The sequence below is a fragment of the Capillibacterium thermochitinicola genome (assembly GCF_013664685.1).
Classification (GTDB): Bacteria; Bacillota; UBA4882; order UBA10575; family UBA10575; genus Capillibacterium; species Capillibacterium thermochitinicola.
Genome location: NZ_JAAKDE010000037.1, coordinates 1 through 638 on the forward strand (window position 1 = coordinate 1; position 638 = coordinate 638).

At 37.1% G+C, this 638-nt stretch carries 1 protein-coding gene; it reads left to right on the top strand.

Features of this window, described 5'->3' with window-relative positions:
- The first annotated feature begins 100 nt into the window (after nt 1-100).
- On the top strand, nt 101-448 hold the full coding sequence (locus tag G5B42_RS10660; RefSeq protein ID WP_187351013.1) for a M15 family metallopeptidase: 348 nt from the start codon (nt 101-103) through the stop codon (nt 446-448).
- Nucleotides 449-638 lie beyond the last annotated feature (190 nt).

The following is a 638-nucleotide window of genomic DNA, read 5'->3' on the forward strand; positions in this document are numbered from 1 at the left end:
ACTGAATTAGGGGGCTAGATAGGAAGGTTATAGATCACCTGAAATACAACAAAGATATTATGAACAAGGGAGAACGAAACCAGGTAATATAATAACTAATGTGAAACCTTATGGAAGTTGGCATCAATACGGGATGGCAGTTGATATTGTATTTCAAAATAGTAAAGGAGGGCCAACTTGGAGCAAGTCTTCAGATTGTTGGGATAGGTTAGGCAGGATTGGACAAGAAGTAGGGTTTGAATGGGGAGGCTCTTGGCCGAGCTTTATTGATAAACCACATTTCCAGATGATAGGAAATTATACGTCGTGGAAAGGTGCCTATAGTATTTACAGTCAATATGCTAATGCGGGAAGTGAGGTGGCATTAAGTCATGTATGGAATGCTAGAAGACTAGGATATCGTAATTGGCAAGAATATAGCCAAGGTTTAGTTAATAATTTACCTTGAGAGGATGATACTTAGTTGAAAAGAAAAGTTATTATCGTATTATGTCTGTTCTGGTGTATTACTTTTTGTGCGATAAGTGTAGATGCAAAAGATAGTGATAAAATTTTAGAAATTCGTCAATTATATCAAAGTGCGCCCTGACCCCCTAATTCCGGAGATTATGCCACTAAAACTTGAGGTTTTATAGAAT